Source organism: Legionella maioricensis (assembly GCF_023618015.1).
Lineage (GTDB): Bacteria > Pseudomonadota > Gammaproteobacteria > Legionellales > Legionellaceae > Legionella > Legionella maioricensis.
Window position 1 is genome coordinate 41,146 of sequence record NZ_JAJKBJ010000008.1, and the last position, 20,179, is coordinate 61,324.

Sequence of the window (20,179 nt, forward strand, 5' to 3'; positions counted from 1 at the left end):
TTAGGGTTATTTATTCTGCAACCTTTAAAATTTTTCAATAAATACAGCAAACAACCTATTTAAGTTAAGCTTAAAGAAATTTAAGGCTTGACATCCCCTGTCCTTATCACAAGAGCCATCACGAATCAGCTGATGCCTGCCCCTTGTCCTTATTTAATTGCTGCCTGTTTTTTAAATTCAAGGAGGGTTTTTAGCATGCACTAAGATGGACTTTCGAGCTATTATGAAATTACAAAATAGTTCAAGCGCCATTTTTTATTCATCATGTATACTCTGCCCCTAAAATTACCTAAGTCCTTCATTGCTTTTTCTATCATGTCAGTTTATGACGCAAACGCAACGCATTGACAATCACTGACACTGAACTGAGTGCCATGGCCGTACCGGCTATCATCGGGTTAAGCAACAAGCCCGTGAGTGGATAAAGAACGCCTGCTGCAACCGGCACACCCAGTGCATTATAAAAAAAGGCAAAAAAGAGGTTTTGTTGAATGTTTTGTACCGTATGGACCGATAATTCGTAGGCTTCTAAAAGCTTGCTTAAATCACCTGATAATAAGGTCATGCCAGCACTTTCAATCGCCACATCACTACCGGTTCCCATCGCAATGCCAATGTCGGCTTTTGCCAACGCAATGGCATCATTAACTCCATCTCCCACCATGGCAACCACATGTCCTTTTTGTTGCAGTTCGGAAATCACTTTGCTTTTTTCATCGGGCAATACTTCTGCAATCACCTCTGTAACACCTACGCGTTGGGCCACCGCGTTTGCAGTCATAGCATTATCACCCGTGAGCATGATGACGTGAATACCCTTTTTCATAAGAGAAGCAACTGCAAGTTGGCTGGACTCTTTAATACGGTCGGTCACAATAAAAACACCCGCCAATTGTTTATCAACCGTTAAATAAATCAAAGTAGCCCCTTCTTCTTGTGCTTTTAACGCAGCAATTGGAATTTCATTGTCAGGAACAGACAACCAGTGCGCATTGCCAATGGCAACCATCGCACTATCGATTTGCGCTTGAGCCCCCTTTCCTCGGACTGCAATAAAATCGGTGGCCTCTTTCAGTGTCATCTGACGTCTTTGCGCTTCATCACGTAGCGCTCTAGCCAATGGGTGTTCGCTATGCCGCTCAAGGGAGGCGGCAAGAACCAAAAGTTCCGCTTCTTGCCAGTGACCACTGGGGATAATTTGGGTCAATGCCGGATGGCCTTGAGTCAGTGTTCCTGTTTTATCCACCACCAACGTGTTGATTTTGCGTAATTGCTCTAGTGATGCTGCATTTTTAATTAAGATACCACGTCGTGCGCCCTCACCTATCCCAACCATGATTGACATAGGCGTTGCAAGTCCTAAAGCACAAGGACAGGCAATAATCAGTACGGAGATGGCAGCGATTAAGCCATAGCTTAAGGAAGGCGCAGGGCCTATTAAAAACCAGACGAGAAACGAAAGTATCGCAATCCCTAAAACGATTGGCACAAACCAAGCCGATACAGCATCGGCCAAACGCTGAATAGGCGCTTGGCTACGCTGTGCTTCACTGACTTGTGTGATAATGCGGGCAAGTATGGTGTCTTTACCCACATGAGCGGCTTTTATAATGAGACTGCCATGTTGATTGAGCGTCCCGCCAATGACTTGATTGCCAACTTCTTTGGCGACAGGCATAGGCTCACCGGTTAACATGGACTCATCGACATCACTTTGCCCGCGAATTACCTCCCCATCAACCGGAATTTTTTCACCGGGGCGCACAAGCAACCTATCCTCTACCGCTACTTCATCAAGTGTGATGTCCTCTTCTTGCTCTTCATTATTCAATCGGTGAGCAAGGGTTGGATTTAAATGAAGCAATGCGCGAATGGCATCCCCTGTGCGCTCGCGTGCTTTTAATTCCAATACTTGCCCTAAAAGCACCAAGGTCGTAATGACTGCTGCTGCTTCAAAATACACCGGCATCATGCTGCTTTTCTGCATATGTAGGGGTGGCAATTGGGGGAAAATAACTACCGCTAAACTATAGCCCCAGGCAACGCCTGTTCCCAAAGCAATCAGGGTAAACATGTTCAAGTGACGGGACAAAAGCGATTGCCAACCACGAACAAAGAAAGGCCTGCCACAACCTAAAACCACCAAAGTGGTCAGTGCTGCTTGAAGCCACAAGGATAAGGACATTCGAGTAGGTGCGACCATCCAATACTCATCCATCGCTAAGAGAACAACCGGGATGCTGAGGATAGAGGACAGTATAAAACGCCTAAACATATCCTCATATTCAGGATTTTTTTGCTCAGCTAAACTCACCTGCTCAGGCTCAAGCGCCATGCCGCAAATGGGACAGGTTCCTGGTTTATCTTGACGGATTTGGGGATGCATGGGGCAAGTATACAGGGCGTTTTTTGATGTCGTCACAGTAGGCGCAGATGTTTGTGAATGCTGATGATTGCAGCAACTGTGTGCTTCTTTATGGTGCTGAGAACCGTGTTTATTTGTACTCATCATGCACCTCAATCGTATTTTTTAAGCAAGGCCATAATCTCATCCATTTTTTCCTGGCGAGATTCCTGATTGCCATGGCAGGCCGCTTCATTAAGGCAATTCAACACGTGGCGCTCAAGCACGCCAAGCTCAATGGTTTTTACCGCATTACGAACAGCGCGTAGTTGCGACAGAATATCCACGCAATAGCGTTTCTCCTCAATCATCCGCTTAATGCCTTCAAGCTGACCTGTAACTCGATTAAGTCGGGATAATTCGTGGTGATGCTCTGGGTGTTTTGACATGTATTTTCTCCTGTATACCCCTATAGGTATATACCCATAAGGGGTATTTTGTCAACGCTAAGATAGAAAATAAAAAACGACGAGCCGAGCCTATGACACAACAAAAAGCAACAAGGAGAACAAATTAATAGAAATAACGGATTCGGTTTATGAGCGTAAATTAATTGGATGCTCCACTTGCTTATGAACCATTGTAAATGCAAACCGAATCGTATGTGATGTTTTGTTTTGCAGCATAACAGGCTATATCAGCCTGTTTGATGATCTCAATGACTGATACAGAATCACGATTTAGTATGGAGATACCTACCGAGCATCCAACGTTAAACTCATTGGCATCATAAGACTTTGATGCAAGTTGCACGATATCTCGTGCTATATGAGAAGCCTCCTCCAAAGAAATATGGTTCATCACTGCAATAAATTCATCACCACCATAACGCGCAATCAAGTCGTTTTTTCGAAGCCGTTGTTTTAATAATGTGATAAAATTTTGCAACACCTTATCACCGACATCATGACCAAAGTTATCATTCACCAATTTAAAGTTATCCATATCAATGAACATGATGACACACATTCCACCACCTGTTTGTATATTCTGGAAGTAAGTATTGAGCACATCAAGAAGATGCTCCCTTGTGTTACAACCAGTGAGTCCATCATGTTTGCTTCGATGTTCCAATGTTGCAAAACGCAACGTTAAGTCATCAATCATTAATCATTTCTGTTTTTTTAATCGTTTTTTCCATTAACTGACACGATAAATAAACATAAAGTCCGCCCAATAAAAATACAGAGGCATAAAAATAATTAAGACAGTGGGGATCAATAAAAACACCGTAAAGAATGCAGCTTAAATAGCTCAATATGAACAGACCAATAAGAGTCAATTAGGCAATCCAGTGGTAACGATATCCATTTGTTTCACGAAGAAGGCCATGAATTAGATACCCTCCTTTTGAAAGAAGTAGAATACCTAAAGTAATCATACCGATGGGAATAAAAGTTGCACTCATTTTATCAAGTCAGTCATTACCCTTATCCATGAGTATAAAACCAGTTTTGATTTTTTTCATGAATAGCAGCCACACGAATGAGACACTATTGATTGAATTAGGATGTTTATGCTAGAAAGATCATTTTAGAGATAAAGGCCCATGGAACAAATAAAAAAACCCATTTTTTCTCAGTTAATTCATGTTTCTGATGCAAGATTATCCTAGAATTGAATAAGATGGGCATCCATTTTTGTTACAAAAGCTATTTTCTTTCATGAGAGTGTTTTGAAAAGATTTCTATTTGTGGAGTTCAAAAAACGTGACTATTTTATTGAATACACTCGAACGTGAGTGCTTAATTTTTTTATCCACGAGAATAGTGACTCAAGAAAATCTTCAGGGGTTAATTTATGAGTTCCTTTACACACAACCTGAACATTTATTACTAATACTGGCCAAAGAGGTACAGCACGACGATGCAATTAGCACGATTCTGGCTCAATCAAAACCCCATCAATCTAATATTTTGATTGAGAGAGTTATAGGTCATTTAAACGATATTCTTTTTCAAATCATCAAAACTTATTATTTTCAAACAAAATATTAATCGCAGCCAAATGAGTCATCTCTGTCGTTACCCTACCTAAATTGTGGCGCATCAATACCCAGCTTAAAGTCTTACGACCCATAAGTCCTAAAGGAATATATTGCCTTTTTATATCACAACGGTCATCTGTGCCCCATGGGTAGAAACAGCTAAAAAAGGAGCCTCTTTTTTTATTGCATAAAACCCTTTGATGCTTGGCTTAACACCATCAAACGATTCCTGTGTCTCTTCAGATTGATACACATCAATTTGTTCCAGGCGAATAATCTGTTGTTCCTGTCGGTCTAAAAGTTTGCGATACCGCTGATTACTTTCTTCTAATTGTTTGGTAACTATTGACAGTTTGCGTTCGGCATCACAAATTCGGTCTGCCACCTCAACAAAGCTTTTCTCTTTATTGGTTAGAAATTCCTCTAATCTTTTTTGAAAAGCAGCTCGTTGTTCTTTGTCTTGAATAACCATATTAGAAAATGTTTCAACTGTTCCACTTAATACCAGTCCAACAGCCCGCGCCTGTTCAACTTCTATTCCCATTTTTTCTTTCACGTTATCCAGTTCTTTTATTTTATCAGATAACTGATTTTGATTTTCTTTATACGCCTGAGCAACCTGTTCTAATTGTCTTTGAGTATTTTCTAAAGCTTGAGACTGCGCATCGTTTGAGTCTTTGAGCCTTTTGCTAGTAAGTTCAAGTTCAATCTGAGTGGCACGCAGTGCTTTTTCGGTATCCGTAAGCTCATTAATTTGTGACTTTAATGTTTTAATTTGCTCACAAAATTGATCAATATTAGCGGTTAGGCGCGTATTTTCTTTCTGGAATGCATCAATTTCAATTGCCAGCTGTTCGCGTAAGAGATCTAGAGTTGAAATAACCGAGTCCAGCAGATCAGCAAGACTTGAGATTCCTGCCTTTAAACCTTCGATATTGTCTGCATTTTGACTCTGATGATTTTCAAGAAGGATATGGCTTACCGTATAAACAATTCCAGTAACAATACTGAGCGTAATAAGGGCTGCAAGATTTGCCATGAGTCCAATCATCAACACTGGTACGGTGAGCACGACACCTGCAGTAATTTTTTGCCATAAGGGGATTTCATTCCAGAAACTGGCAGCACGCGATAATAAGCTTGGATTGTGATTCATCGCCTGAATCAATTGATTCAATTCTTCTTTGATTTTTTGTATTTTATTTTGAGTAATTACAATCTTCTCAAAACGTTCTTTATCTTTTTTTGTTTTTTGATTGGGGTTGTCCTGCTCCATGTTTTCTGACGGATGAAGGTCTAAAGCTAACTCAAGTTCCAATTTTTGATACGTCATGGTTCTTCCTTACAACGAGTGGGCATCCACTTTTTAATGCTAAACGGTGTCACATGAGTTTCGGACTTACCTTAAGAGAAACAAAGTGACGGAAAATCCCGTAATTATTGAATTAATTACCCGTACTTTTTTTATGTATTGGATTGAGGTGTAACAATCCTGTACATAAGGCATTAAGGTTGTGTATTGAGAGGTGAAATTGATTTTTAATGTTTAGAATGTTACTCATTACCATTTTCCTTAATTTGGTTTGAAACAACAGTCAACCGAACACTTTTTCCTGGAGCGGTTAAATTATGATCATTCTATCGAATAAATTGTGTTCAGTCATTCTTTTTTTAGTGACTCACCATTAAGATGTGACATCAACCATTCTGCTTCCTCTAAAGAAGCAAAAATTGTAACCACACTACCTTTGCCGCCATAATTAAAATGTATGTTAACCTTGGATGAAAGTTTTTTCGATTGTTGTGCCATCCAATCCTTCGCTTTTTCCTCAAATAGGCCTAGTGTAATGAAATGGACTCCTCTCCTTACAGACGGGATAATATCCCAGTTTACGGATTGGAATAAATAAGGAGTTCATTTCATTACACTAGGCCTATTTGAAGCCTAAGAAATTCTTATAAAAAAGATGGTTTCGCGAGCCCAAAGAGAGTGAAATAAAAATTGACATCAGCAACTATTTTGCATTAAAATATCAAGTGATATAAAAAACCATCAAAAGTAGGTTTATAACGCCATGAAAATTACATCTTAAGTACGCCCTTCTACAGGGCAGAGAGAGTAAATCATTTTTGATTTTCTATTTTTATTGTCCTAAAAGATATGCTTAAGAGTAAATCATGCATCATAAACCGATTCAATTTAAAGACCTAGGTCTTATCTACCCGCATAAAATCTGTTTTCAAGACTTCAGTGGTGAAATTCACTTTGGTGAGCGTATTGCACTGATTGGCCGAAATGGCTCAGGAAAATCAACCTTACTTAAGAGATTTGCTGGTCTTTGTTCAGCCTCTGCTGGCGAAATTAAAATGCCACAGGATGTTCGTATTGGTTATTTACCCCAAGTGATTGAAGAATGTCCTGATTTAAGTGGTGGTCAACGATTAAACCAAGCATTAACCAAGATATTGTCTGAAGATCCGAATGTGTTGTTGTTGGATGAACCCACAAATCATCTGGACAGACGCAATCGCCGTTCTTTAATGCGTATGCTCCTGCATTATCCGGGGACGTTGGTCATTGCTTCTCATGATACGGAGCTCATCAATACAGTCGCAGATACTCTATGGCATATTGATTTAGGTAAGCTCGCTGTATTTAGAGGGGCTTATTGTGATTATCAGCAAATGCTTGAAGACAAGAAAGCATCGATTGAACAGGAATTATCACGGATTTCACGGGAGAAGAAAGAATCACATCTTGCTCTAATGAGAGAACAAGAACGGAATAAACGTTCTCGTGTTCAGGGTGAAAAAAAGATAGCGCAGCGTAAATGGCCAACGATTCGGTCTCATACAAAGCTTGCCAATGCAATGACAACAGGAAATAAACGATTAAGTCAGATTAATCATAAAAAACAACAGGTGCTTGAAGAGCTTTCATCTTTAAACCTTCCGGAAACGATTAAGCCCAAATTTAAATTAAACGGTCTTGACCACCATAAGCCCCTAATCAGTATTCAAGACGCTTCTATTGCCTACGAGGCTTTCGATGTGATTCTTGAAGAGATTCATTTTCACTTGAATGGCTGCGAACGGGTGGCATTGTATGGGGACAACGCATCAGGGAAGTCCACCTTTGTCAAAGCGATCTTGGAGGATAGTCACATTAAGAGAACAGGTGAGTGGACTCTTCCAGAGCGCAATACAGTTGGGTATCTCGATCAGCATTATCAACATCTGAATTGTGACGAAACAGTTCTGGATTTGATGAAAAGTCAGATGCCCCATGCTTCTCATGCTGAACTTCGTGTCCATTTGAATGACTTTTTATTTCGCAAAAACATCGAGGTAGAAATAAAGGTCAAAGATCTTTCTGGTGGTGAAAAGGCAAGGCTTTCTTTAGCCTTAATTGCTGCCAATCCGCCTAAGCTAATTATTTTAGATGAGGTAACCAACAATGTAGATCTGGAAACACGCGATCATATCATTCAAGTATTACGTGAATTTTCAGGTGCAATACTGGTTATTTCTCACGATTATGATTTTTTAGATTCCATTCACATTGAAACTAAGTATCACGTTCATCAAGGGAAGATACATCATTTCAATGAGGAACAATCAGAGGGTGTTCATCATGACTAATCGTTTGCCTAACCACATAGGCTCTTTTATGTGGCATTTTTTAAAACCGTATCGACGCATGGTTTTTTTATTTATCCTGCTTGCTTTAATGGCTGGATTTTGGGGACCGTTTAATAGTTTATTGATTAAATCCTTTATTAATACCTTGGCAGCAAAAACAAGTACGGACTTCTCCTCTTTGTATTGGATCGCTGGATTACTGGTAGTGAACTTTATTGTTTTTGACAATATCACCTGGCGAACAATCGGGTACTTGAACTATAAATACGAAGCAGTGCTTAAAAACCAAATCATTAGCCAAATGTTTGAGTATGTGTTGGGAAGTAGTACGCAATTTTTTCAGGATAATCTATCGGGGAGAATTGCCACACAAATTACTACTCTTGCTGATAATCTTGAGATTATTTTGCATCGCGTGTCTATCGACTTTCTTCGTGGTGCTTCATTATTAGTGGTTTCATTTATTACAGCCTATTTTGTTAATGTCCTGTTTTTTTATATTTTATTTCTTTGGTTCATTGCCTTTGCCTCATTTAGTATTTGGATGTCGGCACGATTGGTTCAATTGTCCGATGACCATGCAAATTCCGAATCGCAGCTTTCTGGGCAATTAGTCGATAGCCTGGCGAATCAATCCAATATTCGTATTTTTTCACGCAAAATCTACGAAGTGGAACGTATGAACACGTTTTTTAGCTTGGTACAACGGGCTTTTCAAAGAAAAGAGCTGTTTATTGTTTTGTTATGCTGCGCACAGGGTGGAATGATTGCGGTAATGATAGGTTTGGCCTCGATTACCTTAATTCACTTGTATGGCAAGGGACTGATGAGCATTGGTGATTTTGCTTTGATTCTTGGGCTTTCCATGGAATTGGGACACATGATGTGGTACACCATGTACCAAGTGGACCAATTTAACCAAGCTTTAGGCAAGGCAAGACAAAGTTTAAATGCATTGGTCATCCCTCATGAGATACAGGATAAAAATAATGCATCCCAATTAGTGGTCACGCAAGGACGAATTGAATTTTCCAAGGTGAAATTTCATTACCAAGGTGGTTACTCCCTGTTCCAAAATAAGTCCGTCACAATTGAAGCCGGTCAAAAAGTGGGTTTGGTGGGCTATTCAGGAAGCGGCAAGTCCACTTTTGTTAATTTGATTTTACGACTATATGAGGTGGTGGATGGGCAAATTCTAATCGACGGTCAAAACCTATCCGAAGTGACTCAAGAGAGTTTAAGACAAGCCATTGCCATGATTCCACAAGACCCAATGCTTTTTCATCGAAGCCTGATGGATAATATTCGTTATGGCAGGACAACAGCTTCGGATGAGGAAGTCATTTCAGCCTCCAAGAAGGCCCATGCACATGAATTCATCAGTCTTTTGCCAGAAGGTTATGAGACCTTGGTCGGGGAACGTGGGGTGAAGCTTTCAGGTGGTCAACGCCAGCGCATTGCCATTGCACGTGCGATTTTAAAAAATGCGCCCATTTTAATGTTGGACGAAGCCACCTCTCAACTCGATTCTATTACAGAATCTAACATTCAAGACAGTCTTTGGGAGTTGATGCAGGGAAAAACAACCTTAGTCGTTGCACATCGTTTATCGACTCTGCTGCATATGGACCGAATTTTAGTATTTGATAAAGGCCATATCGTTGAAGACGGGACACATGCTGAACTATTAGATCGCGGTGGTTTGTACAAAACACTATGGGATGCGCAGGTAGGTGGGTTTTTACCAGATGAACGAAAAGAAGAGTCTCTTAGTGGATAGTGGGGTAGCAAATGAATAAACCACATACAGAGTTTAGGGTAGTGCATCATTTACTTAATGACTTACTATCCGGTTTGCAATCAATTTTAAAGGAACATTTGCTGGGCGTTTATGTGTATGGTTCATTTGTTTGGGGTGATTTTGATGAAACAACCAGCGACATTGATGTTCTTGTGGCATTAAACAAAGAAATGACACCAGAAGAATTCGCGGCTTTAGATGATTTGCATGCCAATCTGGTTCAGCATTTTCCAGCTTGGAATGACCGAATTGAAGTAGCTTATGCATCTTATAAAATGTTACAACATTTTAAGACAGAGCCAGGTCAAATTGCTGTCATTAGCCCAGGGGAACCGTTTCACCTCAAACAGGCGGGGACTGACTGGCTTATTAATTATTATTTGTTGCAAAGAGATAGCCTCATTCTATATGGTCCATCAGCAAAGTCGATTATTGCTCCTGTATCAAATAGTGAGTTTATAGAGCATGTCAAAAAACAGGCCATTGAGTGGCAAGATTGGGTTACTCATACCAAAAATTCTTTAGGGTACCAATATTATGTTGTATTAACTCTATGCCGGGCTTTGTATGTGCTCCAACATCAGGAACAAGGCTCTAAGTTAAAAGCTGGAACTTGGGCTAAAAATCAATTCCCAAAATGGCGAGTTTTAATTCAACGAGCATTAACTAAAGCTGAACTAAATCATGCAAGCGATATCTTGACCGAAGAAACCTATCAAGAAGTCACTGCATTTGTGGGTGAAATAGTTCAGCATATTCAAGAGAGAGAATAAATGATGGAAGTCAACCAAGAACAAAGACTCATCGAAGTAGTTCCTTATAATGCTAATTGGCCTATGCAATTTGAACAGGAAGCAAAGCGAATTAAAAAAGCATTAGGCAGTAATTGCATTGAAATTCATCATATCGGTTCCACATCAGTACCAGGTTTGGCTGCAAAACCAGTAATCGATATGATTCCAGTTGTTTTAGATATTAGCAAAGTGGACAGTGCCAATGCTGCTATGCAGGCACTTGGCTATGAAGCCAAAGGAGAATACGGTATTCCTTTTCGCCGCTATTTCCAAAAGGGAGAAAGTCTACGAACACATCATGCTCATATTTTTGAGTTTGGAAATTCCGAAATCGAGCGGCATTTAAAATTTAGGGACTGGATGAGAGCACATCCAGAAGATAGAGAAGCTTATGCTCGTTTAAAACAAGAGTTGGCCCATCAATATCCCTATGACATTACTGCCTATTGTTTGGGCAAAGAAGATTTTATTGCAACAATTGATAAAAAAGCAGGGTTTAATGGATTAAGAGTGGTGAAGGCATTAACGCCGCGAGAATGGGATAAAGTACGTCATTTCAGACAATTCTATTTTTTTGATAAAGCTGGGCTTTCTGACCCTTACACTTGGACTTTTGAGCATGATGCTCATGTTCATTTTGTTTTATCTCAAGGAAGCGACATCATTGGTTATGCCCATCTGCAATTATGGCCTCATCAGAGAGCCGCTTTGCGTATCATTGTGATTGATGAGGAAAAAAGAACCCATCAATACGGTAGCCAATTCTTGGCGTTATGTGAAAAGTGGCTCAAAAACCAAGGATATCAAAGCTTGCACGTGGAGTCCTCACCGGATGCTCTAAGATTTTATAGAAATAATGGTTATATCGACATGCCATTTGATGATCCAGATGGCTATGAAGGTGATGCGAGAGATACTGCGGTAGGGAAAATACTATGATTCAAATCGAAAAAATAACGGGAGATTGGGCTCAAACCTTATGTCGAACCATTACAAAGGATTTGCCAGAATACTTTGGTTTACCAGAAGCGAACGAGCACTACGCAATAGGTGTAAACACACGCACTAATTTTGCGGCGAAAGATGGAGATGACACTATGGGCCTCGTTTCTATTGATTTTCCTTATCCTAATAATGCCAATATTTACTGGATGGCTGTAAAACGTGATTATCATCGTCAAGGTGTAGGAAAGCAATTAATCGAAGCGGCTTGCCATTTTGCTGCAACACAAGGAGCTAAAACCATAACCGTTGAAACACTTAGCCCCTCTGAATTGGAAGAGAATTACCTTAAAACCTACCGATTTTATCAGTCAGTTGGTTTTAACGCTCTTTTTGATTTAAAACCTGCAGGGTATGAGTGGAATATGGTGTACATGATAAAACAGCTTGAACCTTTAGCAGAAAACCAACGGTCAATTGCCATTAAGCTAATGGAATTATCTGATATCCCCGTTTTGGTCGATGCGTTTCAAAAAGCAAATTGGCAAAAACCTTACGTCTTGTTTGAAGGGTATCATCAAGAACAACAACAATCTGAGCGAGTAGTTTGGGTAGCCTATGTTCAAGACCAAATTGCGGGCTATGTTACTCTAAAATGGGCCTCACACTATGAACCCTTTGCTCATAAAGAAATCCCAGAAATTATGGACTTAAATGTATTGCCTGCTTTTCGCAAGCTCGGAATAGGCAGTGCTTTACTCACTGTTGCTGAAGACAAGGCAGCAAGTCAGTGTGATGTTGTAGGTATTGGTGTTGGGTTATATGGTGGTTCCGATGGAGGATATGGACAAGCTCAACGACTTTATGTTACCCGTGGTTATATTCCTGATGGTTTAGGGGTAACTTATAGTTATAAACCAACCATTCCTGGGGAAACATATCCTTTGGATGATGATTTAATTTTGTGGTTTACTAAAAAATTAACCAATTTGCATGCAGAAAGTGATGCCGTAATTAAAAAAACAACTGATAGCCACGATGTGTATGTACCAAATACAAACTATAAATTGGAGTTCAATGCAAAAGATTCATTTAAAATTGTAGATCAAAAGTTGTTTGAGTTTAATACATCGTGCGTCCCTTCCACACAAAAACCTGAAGTAATTGATATAAATGTTACGATCAAGAATGGTGATGAAATAATAGCGGGTATTTGTTCGGAGGTTTATACATGGAAGATCCTGTACATCAGTGTCTTTTTTGTTGAGGAAAAATATCGCCACCAAGGTTTGGGTACCATTTTACTCAATAAAGTTGAGGAAAAAGCTAAAGAATTAGGAGTTACTTTAATTCACCTCGATACCTTTGATTTTCAAGCAAAAGATTTTTATCTCAAATATGGTTACGAAGAGTTTGGAGTTCTGGATGACTGCCCTAAAGGTCATAAGCGTTATTATATGAAGAAGGTACTATGAGTTTTATAAAAAAAGGAATATACCGTCATTATAAAGGTAATTTGTATGAAGTAATTGATATCGCCAGGCATTCGGAAAGCTTGGAAGATATGGTGGTGTACAGAGCGCTTTACGGTGATTTTAAACTATGGGTTCGACCTCTTAAGATGTTCCTTGAAAACATTGAGATAAACGGTGAGATCCAAAAAAGATTTGAATTAAATGAATAGATTAGAACAAGCAAATCGTTTTATCTTCACTGGCACCCCAGGCAGTGGAAAAACTTCTGTTATTTTGGCATTGAAAAGATTAGGGCATGTAGTGATTCCTGAATCTGCAACGGATGTCATTGCAGAAGAGCAGGCAAAGGGAACTATGCGCCCATGGGAGCAGGCTGATTTTGTAGATAAGATTGCCTTAACACAAAAATTAAGGCAATTGAATGCTAAAGGTGAGTTACAATTTTATGATCGATCACCATTTTGTGCTTATGCATTGGGACGTTATTCCGCTCATTGGCATCATCGTGATTTTACACCCTCACCTGTTTTATTAGCTGAAGTTGACCGCTGCCTAAAAGCGGGTATCTATCAACGCAAAGTATTCTTTTTTGAGAACTTGGGGTTTATTGAACCAACCTCCGCTCGCAAAATCAGTTATGAAGATGCCCTTATTTTTGAGCAAATTCACATAGAGGTATACAAAGAGTTTGGTTTTGAAATTGTGCTTGTGCCTAATAATGCGATTGAAGAGCGTTGCCGATTTGTCCTTGAAACGTTAGGTATAAAAAAATAAACATCCATTTTATGAAAAAACCGCTTGACCCTATTGTTACTATATATCTTACCTTTGTTCCTAAGGAGGTAATACTATGACTCAATGGTTCGTAAAAGACTTAAGCAAATTGACCGGTGTTTCGGTGCAAACATTGCATCATTATGACCGCATTGGTTTACTTAAACCTTCATTGCGACAGTCCAATGGGTATCGTATTTACTCCGAGAAGGATTTATTGAAATTACAACAGATTATTGCTTTAAAGTTTTTTGGTTTTGAGTTGTCACAAATCAAAACCTTGCTCTCTGAAGAACGTCATGCGCTAAACCATTTTGAGGCCCAAGCTCAAGTGTTAGAACAAAAAGCAGCGGCATGTACTTCCGGAGCTAAAACCTTAAGAAGCATTATTAACTCTGTTGATATCAATCAATCCATTCCATGGGAAACCATTATTCAGCTGATTGAGGTATATAAAATGGCAGAACATCTTGAACATGATTGGGTTAAGGAAATATTCACTCCTGATGAATTAAAACAATATGTAGCATTTGAAAAGGAAATGAAAACAAATAATAAGGCTGAGTTTGAAAAACAATGGCATCAACTCTTAGATGAACTGAAACAAAACGTGAAACACGATCCTGATTCCACTATAGGTATCCAAACAGGAAAAAACTACATGGAATGGGTTAACAGCGTATACGGTAAAAAATATGCTCATCTAAGAACCAAAAAATGGGAAAAAGGATTTGGAGAAGGAAAAGGTCTTGACGACATTGGATTAACATCAGAGATCATGGCATGGTTAGAAAAAGCTTTAGATGCTTATTGGAAGGATAGACTTTATGGCATTCTTGAACAAGTAGGAAAAACTTCAGCTTCCACTGTACTAATGCTTTGGAATAAGGCCTTAGATGATATGTATGGTGAAGAAATTTCACGAAAATATGATGTTTGTGACATTGCTTTGAATGATGACAAGGTCAGTCTAGAGGCAAAGACTTGGCTTAAAAGTATCTTAGATGCCTACAAAATGTAAACAATAGATGTAAATTTGGATCGGTGCTATTTTTACCGATCCAATCTTAATTAAATATCAACTTAATCCATCTAGGGGGATTCTGTTCGGTAAAAAGCCGCCAACCTGAGCATCCGCCAATGTTAAAAAATTCGTAAAAAAATGCTGATTGAGAATAAATTTTACGGCATCAGGTATAATTAAATCACTAGTTTGTATTTTGAGCAATTTTATGTCTTATGCAAAAATGGCAGAATTACTTTTGCTGGACGTCATGTCTAAAGCACAGATTCCAGGAGTTTCTATTGCCTTCATAAGCAGTGATGGAATCATATCTACTCAAGAACAAGGCCTTACAGAGGGTTGCGGTCTTTTTGCAATACCAGTTGATCCACTCAAGTGTCCCTTTAATAAGCTGGGATTAGGAACTAAAGATGCTGTAGTTTTATTTGACGACAAACTTTATTATGTAAATCAAACGACACAAAGCGTTCATCAAATACAGTTAAATGAAAGTAATCAATCCTCATATCAAAAGTTACGAAAAAGTTGTACTGATACCTATAAATTGGCCGATCCTCAAGAGTCTGAATTAATAACTACTCTAACAGGTCTTACACCACCTACGAGAGTGAAACCAGAAACCGTTTTTGGAGCAGCCTCGCTAAGCAAACCCGTATTTGCTTATTTAGTGCAAAAGTTGATTCAGTCAAATGCGACGAATCAAGCAGAGAAAGGGACAGGTAAATTTAATTTAGATAAATTCAACCTGAGTCAATTTGATTTAGATACCCCTCTTTTTCATATCTTGCCGTTAGAAGAATTTGAGATAGATGGAATGAAATTTGATATGTCTAACACATCTGCTGTTGTCTGTGCCCAAGCACTTACTGCAAGGATGGTGTTATCACATACAACAGGCCTTGCTCATGGTGAAATGAAGTTTCAGTTCATTCCTAATCCTAAAGAAAAAGATTCTAAAGAAAAAATGCATGGATATTCAAATGTTGGTATTGTGTACTTACATCAAGTGATTGAAAAATTGACTGAAGCAAATCTAGAAACATTGGCCAAAAACCATGTGTTTGATCATTGTGACATGACTCATAGCACTTATGAGCCACCAAAGGCCTATCACTTGCTTTTGCATGCTGAAAAAGAACCCTTGTTTGATGAAATGAAGCCTGGTCAGATTGTCATACTAAAAGAAGATGAGCAACTAACAGCCTATTGGTTAGAGAATGGAAAAATAGTCAATCGCTCTTTTCCGGAAAGAGTAGTTCCAGGAATTCTTAGACAGTTACCTGATAAAGGTAAACTTTCAAACAATTTGGAGTTGATAGAAGCTGTAATCTCGCAATATGGATGTAAAGAACCCAAACCATGTGCCGCCAATACACTACGAACTACAGCAACAGATTATGCAAAGTTTGTCAAACATCTAAGCCATGACAACTCCATTGAAAATCCTTTTGTTCCGCATGCCTTCATGACGCACGATAGAGGTTTAGCTGGAGCGATCGGAATTGCTAGAGACAAGATACCCGAGCTCATTTTAAGTCATGTCGCATGGGGCTTAGGTTGGGGGCTACAAACCAATGAAAAGGAGGATGTTGTTACGGCTTACCACTCAGGCGACATGAATGATTGTAGAGCATGGGTTGCAGTCAATTTAAAAGATAAGAGTGCCGTGGTATTCTTTGCTAATTCGCATAATGGACATATTCTTGCGGAACACATTATCCCTTCGACAATTCAAATAGAACTGGCTTCACACTATTTTTTCCCCAAATGGGGTTTTGCTAGAACTCTTGATGAGCTATGTGGTAAAACGAATAATTGGGGCATAAATCCATTTCCAAGACCCAATCCATCTAAAGAGCTAACAAGCTCCTTAGGTGAGTTGCAAAAAAGAACTAATATCCCAAGTATTGCTACAGCAATTATTTCTGACCGCGGAGTTGTTACTACGCAAGAGGTGGGTGTGACTAATGTCAACAAACCAGAAGAAGTTACTAGTTCAACTGTTTTTGAAGCCGCTTCATTGAGTAAGCCTGTATTTGCTTATATTGTATTGAAACTAGCGCAAAAAGGTCTCATTGATTTAGATAAACCACTTCATGAGTACGGTGATTTTGGTCCTCTGGAGATGCGAGCTGATAAAAATTATAAAAAATTAACCGCTCGTATGATCCTATCTCATCAAGCAGGGTTACCTAATGAATTTTCATCCCCAGAATCTCTAAAGTATGTTTCTGAAGTAGGAAAACAATTTGATTATTCAGGTGTGGCTTATCAATTTTTAGGTGAAATTGTGGAACACATTACTTCAAAATCACTGGAAGCTTTAGCCCAAGAAGAATTCGCTAATATAGGTATGACCGATAGTAGCTTCATGCCACCAACGGGTTGCAGTCTTATTAAACTGTCAGATGAAGAGGAAGAGCCAACGCCTGAACGCATTAAAAAATTATTAAAAGATACTTTAGATGTACATGGTCAATTAAGTATTATCCTTCATAAGGATAAATTATTTGTTGCTGAAAGAGCAGTAGACGGCAGCGTACAAATTACTGAAAAAAACTCCAGCCAAGTTGAAGAAAAAAGTCTAAAAGAAATCAAAGCCCGCTTTGCTCAAATACCACCATTTTTTTGGTCAAAACCCATACCGGTTGAAGCAAGGGAATTACCCCTTGTGACTACTATTTTTGGTCATCCCCCAGCACATGCTGCAACAATAGCAATAGGTCATGATAAAGATGGTTCAGTAAATCTTAAGCAAAAATTTTATATGGTTCACCCGGCAGGCTCTTTGTATACAACAACTTCTGATTATGCAAAATTTTTAAAAGCCTGTGTTAACGATCCCTATGTTAGGTGGGAAATGTTCAAACCTATTGTTTCATCATTAAGAGATAAAGATACTAAAGCAATGAGCCAGGGAGTTTCTACTGATATTTTAGATCAAATCTCTTGGGGTCTAGGCATTGGTATTCAGAAAAATACCGATGGAACCCGTATCGCATTTCATTGGGGTGACAATGGAACTGGACGCAATTTAGCAGCGATTAATCTTACTACCGATGAAGCGGTTGTTTGTCTCACCAATAGTGAAAATGGACCCGCTGTTTTTCGAGAAATTGCAGAGCCTATCGTTGGCGATTTAAGTGCTATTAGGCAATGGTTATCAATACGAGAAGAATTACCTCTTGATAAGCGCGTAAAAGAAAATCCAACTCAAGAAATGAACCAACGTGTACAGGAGCAGACGACAGTCGCTACTATAGGACAGCAAGAAGGAGAGCAAAAGCCTTCTGACTTAGGACTGTTCTAAGTATTAATTGAGTTGATCCGAAGGGTTTTTATCTGGTAAAAAGCCGCCAACCTGAGCATCCCACAGGATTTTGTACAAACCACCAAGCATCAATAGCTCTGTATGTGTACCGTCTTCGATAATATGTCCTTTATCAAATACTAAAATTCGGTCCATATGCAACAAAGTAGATAGGCGATGAGCAACGACCAAGGTTGTTTTTCCCTGCATCAACTCCCAAAGACTGTCTTGAATGTTGGATTCTGTAATGGAATCCAGCTGAGACGTGGCCTCATCCAGGATTAAAATAGGCGCATTTTTTAAAATGGCACGAGCAATGGCAATACGCTGGCGCTGACCGCCTGAAAGCTTAACTCCGCGCTCTCCAACCAAAGCATCATAACCATGAGGTAACTTGCTAATGAATTCATGGGCATGAGCTTTCTGAGAGGCTAAAATGATTTCCTCATCCGAAGCTCCTGTCCTGCCATAACGAATGTTATCCATCAGGCTTCGATGAAAAAGCATTGGGTCTTGGGGAATCATAGCAATCGCTTGACGTAAGCTATCTTGGGTAATAGATTGAATGTCTTGGTCATCGATTAGAATTTGACCATCAACTACATCATAAAGTCGTAAGATTAGATTCACAAAGGTCGATTTACCTCCACCAGAATAACCCACCAAACCCACTCTCTGCCCTGCTTCAATGACAACCGATTTATTCTGAAAAAGTGAATATCCCCCATGATAATTGAACTTAACCTTATCAAAGACAATTTGGCCCTGATTAACGACAAGGTTTTTTGCATTTTTCTTGTCTAGTTTCTGGGGCATTTCCTCAAGCATTGCTAATGCTTGAGTGACGGCACCCCAATCAACAACAAAGTCTCTTAATTTATGTGATAGTTCAAAGACTGTATTAATAATATTGAAGTTAAGCATTACAACCAGCGCAAAATCTCCTGGGCTTAAGCTGTCTTTTTGGTAACCGAGAATCAAAAATACAATAAATCCAAAGGCATAAATTGAAGTAAAAAGACCTAAAATGGCATAAAGCCAGGTATGATAAAAGCCGCCACGTTCAGCAATAGCAATAAAAGGCTTCTTTAAACGTTCAAAACGACCGAGCTCATATTGCTTGGTCGTAAAAGTTTTAACGCTTAGCATATTACTTAGATAATCTGCGCAAAGACCAATAATATTTGCTTTTTCTTCAGAATATTCCTTATTCAAAATGATGCTTTGTCGCAATGAAAAAAAGGTGATTAAAAAAAATAAAAGCACCCAGAGAGTTAATATCACCGCAAAAACTGGGGCAACAAAAAAGAGCAACACAAGAGAAATAGAAATGAGTATCAGAAAATAGCAAAACGGATTAATGAGAGTAAAAATAAGATGGGGCAAATGCTGAAATACATCATTTAGTTTGGAAGTTAAGCTTCCTGACAATTGATTCTGGAAAAAACTATAAGGATAATCATAGAGACGTTTCATAAAATGTTCAGCGACATCCAGCCTAAATTTGGCAACGTAACGGGTCAAACAATAATCACTAAGAGTCCAGCTGCTGACCAGCATTATTTGCAAAAATCCATAGAATCCAGCAATAAGCCATAGATTTGTGTTTTGTCTTCCAGAAACCGTATCGATAAGTTGTTTGACCAAAAAAGGCTTTAATGTGTTATCAATAGTGATAAGACACATAGCAGCAAAAATGCCGAACAAATACCAACGGTACGGGATTGCTCTTTGAATAATAAATTTTAATACACTCATAGTATCTTCTTATCTATAGCCCCAATATACTCATCTTGTTATTAGAATAGTTATAAAAATTGAAAATGGGGTGGGTTTGAATTTCTGCGACTCTTACATTTTATCGTCATTTTTTATTTGCTCAATGCCTGATAAGGTTTATTTGAGCTTGTTTCTTGCTCTTAACATGAATCGCTTTTAGTGTTGCTTCTGAGTTTGGCTACATCAATTGAAACAGCATTAAAATTAGCAAAAATGGTCAAAGTATATCTACATAAATAAGATAACA

At 39.0% G+C, this 20,179-nt stretch carries 18 protein-coding genes; 10 read left to right on the forward strand and 8 right to left on the reverse strand.

Annotated features, from left to right (window positions below; genetic code table 11):
- Positions 1-313: 313 nt before the first annotated feature.
- From LOX96_RS08225 to LOX96_RS17630, 5 genes are all read right to left on the reverse strand, one after another.
- Positions 314-2,509, reverse strand: a complete 2,196-nt coding sequence (locus tag LOX96_RS08225) for a copper-transporting P-type ATPase (RefSeq protein WP_058478599.1) — start codon at positions 2,507-2,509, stop codon at positions 314-316.
- A gap of 8 nt (positions 2,510-2,517) precedes the next feature.
- Positions 2,518-2,793 (reverse strand): metal-sensitive transcriptional regulator, encoded by a 276-nt coding sequence (locus LOX96_RS08230; RefSeq protein ID WP_058478600.1) that lies wholly within the window; start codon positions 2,791-2,793, stop codon positions 2,518-2,520.
- 181 nt (positions 2,794-2,974) lie between these two features.
- Positions 2,975-3,511 carry a GGDEF domain-containing protein gene (locus LOX96_RS08235; protein WP_310790476.1) on the reverse strand — a complete coding sequence of 179 codons (537 nt, stop codon included), beginning with the start codon at positions 3,509-3,511 and terminating at the stop codon, positions 2,975-2,977.
- A complete protein-coding gene (locus tag LOX96_RS17625) occupies positions 3,504-3,686 on the reverse strand; it encodes a hypothetical protein (protein WP_337955819.1) in 183 nt (60 codons plus the stop codon). The genes LOX96_RS08235 and LOX96_RS17625 overlap by 8 nt, the downstream gene beginning before the upstream one ends.
- The gene (locus LOX96_RS17630) at positions 3,687-3,812 is read right to left on the reverse strand and encodes a hypothetical protein (protein WP_330138487.1); all 126 of its coding nucleotides are present in this window, start codon (positions 3,810-3,812) and stop codon (positions 3,687-3,689) included.
- 301 nt (positions 3,813-4,113) lie between these two features.
- On the opposite strand from LOX96_RS17630, the gene LOX96_RS08240 reads away from it, so the two are divergent.
- The gene (locus tag LOX96_RS08240; RefSeq protein ID WP_058478601.1) at positions 4,114-4,401 is read left to right on the forward strand and encodes a hypothetical protein; all 288 of its coding nucleotides are present in this window, start codon (positions 4,114-4,116) and stop codon (positions 4,399-4,401) included.
- A gap of 108 nt (positions 4,402-4,509) precedes the next feature.
- On the opposite strand, the gene LOX96_RS08245 is transcribed toward LOX96_RS08240, so the two are convergent.
- Together LOX96_RS08245 and LOX96_RS08250 are read right to left on the reverse strand one after the other, a co-directional pair.
- Positions 4,510-5,724, reverse strand: coding sequence for a LegC2/C7 family Dot/Icm T4SS effector (locus LOX96_RS08245; protein WP_078061484.1), 1,215 nt, complete (start codon positions 5,722-5,724; stop codon positions 4,510-4,512).
- A 327-nt stretch (positions 5,725-6,051) separates the two neighbouring features.
- Positions 6,052-6,201, reverse strand: coding sequence for a hypothetical protein (locus LOX96_RS08250; protein WP_230849080.1), 150 nt, complete (start codon positions 6,199-6,201; stop codon positions 6,052-6,054).
- 368 nt (positions 6,202-6,569) lie between these two features.
- On the opposite strand from LOX96_RS08250, the gene LOX96_RS08255 reads away from it, so the two are divergent.
- The 9 genes from LOX96_RS08255 to LOX96_RS08295 all read left to right on the forward strand — a co-directional run bounded on the left by LOX96_RS08255 (position 6,570) and on the right by LOX96_RS08295 (position 18,153).
- On the forward strand, positions 6,570-8,033 hold the full coding sequence (locus LOX96_RS08255; RefSeq protein WP_058478602.1) for an ATP-binding cassette domain-containing protein: 1,464 nt from the start codon (positions 6,570-6,572) through the stop codon (positions 8,031-8,033).
- Positions 8,026-9,813, forward strand: coding sequence for an ABC transporter ATP-binding protein (locus tag LOX96_RS08260; RefSeq protein ID WP_065235623.1), 1,788 nt, complete (start codon positions 8,026-8,028; stop codon positions 9,811-9,813). The genes LOX96_RS08255 and LOX96_RS08260 overlap by 8 nt, the downstream gene beginning before the upstream one ends.
- A gap of 11 nt (positions 9,814-9,824) precedes the next feature.
- The gene (locus LOX96_RS08265) at positions 9,825-10,607 is read left to right on the forward strand and encodes a nucleotidyltransferase domain-containing protein (RefSeq protein WP_058478603.1); all 783 of its coding nucleotides are present in this window, start codon (positions 9,825-9,827) and stop codon (positions 10,605-10,607) included.
- Between the two features lie 3 nt (positions 10,608-10,610).
- Positions 10,611-11,567 carry a bifunctional GrpB family protein/GNAT family N-acetyltransferase gene (locus LOX96_RS08270; RefSeq protein WP_058478654.1) on the forward strand — a complete coding sequence of 319 codons (957 nt, stop codon included), beginning with the start codon at positions 10,611-10,613 and terminating at the stop codon, positions 11,565-11,567.
- Positions 11,564-13,045 (forward strand): GNAT family N-acetyltransferase, encoded by a 1,482-nt coding sequence (locus LOX96_RS08275; RefSeq protein WP_058478604.1) that lies wholly within the window; start codon positions 11,564-11,566, stop codon positions 13,043-13,045. The genes LOX96_RS08270 and LOX96_RS08275 overlap by 4 nt, the downstream gene beginning before the upstream one ends.
- Positions 13,042-13,254, forward strand: coding sequence for a DUF1653 domain-containing protein (locus LOX96_RS08280; RefSeq protein ID WP_058478605.1), 213 nt, complete (start codon positions 13,042-13,044; stop codon positions 13,252-13,254). The genes LOX96_RS08275 and LOX96_RS08280 overlap by 4 nt, the downstream gene beginning before the upstream one ends.
- Positions 13,247-13,819: an AAA family ATPase gene (locus tag LOX96_RS08285; protein ID WP_058478606.1), complete on the forward strand. Its 573-nt coding sequence runs from the start codon at positions 13,247-13,249 to the stop codon at positions 13,817-13,819. The genes LOX96_RS08280 and LOX96_RS08285 overlap by 8 nt, the downstream gene beginning before the upstream one ends.
- Positions 13,820-13,895: 76 nt before the next feature.
- The gene (locus LOX96_RS08290; RefSeq protein ID WP_058478607.1) at positions 13,896-14,840 is read left to right on the forward strand and encodes a MerR family transcriptional regulator; all 945 of its coding nucleotides are present in this window, start codon (positions 13,896-13,898) and stop codon (positions 14,838-14,840) included.
- Positions 14,841-15,051: 211 nt separating this feature from the next.
- Positions 15,052-18,153: a serine hydrolase domain-containing protein gene (locus LOX96_RS08295; protein WP_058478608.1), complete on the forward strand. Its 3,102-nt coding sequence runs from the start codon at positions 15,052-15,054 to the stop codon at positions 18,151-18,153.
- A 3-nt stretch (positions 18,154-18,156) separates the two neighbouring features.
- Here the strand turns inward: LOX96_RS08295 and LOX96_RS08300 are convergent, their stop codons facing one another.
- Positions 18,157-19,911, reverse strand: a complete 1,755-nt coding sequence (locus LOX96_RS08300) for an ABC transporter ATP-binding protein (RefSeq protein WP_058478609.1) — start codon at positions 19,909-19,911, stop codon at positions 18,157-18,159.
- Positions 19,912-20,179 lie beyond the last annotated feature (268 nt).